The sequence below is a fragment of the Gilvimarinus sp. 1_MG-2023 genome, assembly GCF_030548285.1.
Genome location: NZ_JAUOSC010000428.1, coordinates 1 through 351, shown reverse-complemented (window position 1 = coordinate 351; position 351 = coordinate 1). Strand labels below are relative to the sequence as shown.

The 351-nt window shown below is 56.4% G+C and carries 1 pseudogene; it reads left to right on the top strand.

Features of this window, described 5'->3' with window-relative positions:
• Positions 1 to 351 (top strand): annotated as a pseudogene (locus Q4563_RS17480) (RecQ family ATP-dependent DNA helicase); the annotation flags it as partial.

The window sequence follows — 351 nt, the reverse complement described above, 5'->3', positions numbered from 1 at the left end:
GCTGTTAACCGCTACAGCGACCCAGGCAGTGATCGAAGACATGCAAACGCATTTTGCCCTGGATGCAGAGGATGTCGTCACAACCGGTTTTCACCGTCCCAACTTACGCCTGTTAGTGCAGCCAACCGCCACCTCCGAACGAGTGGCCCAATGCGCCCTCTGGTTACAGCATCTGGCGCGTAAATCGGCACAAAAACAGCAGGATTTTGCAGCCATCATTTACGTCACCCTGCAACATACCGCAGAAGACGTGGCTCAACAGCTGGCCCGGCAAGTGCCGTTTCCGGTGCGGGCTTACCATGCCGGTTTGAGCCATGAGCAGCGCGACAGCATCCAGCAGCAGTTTATGTC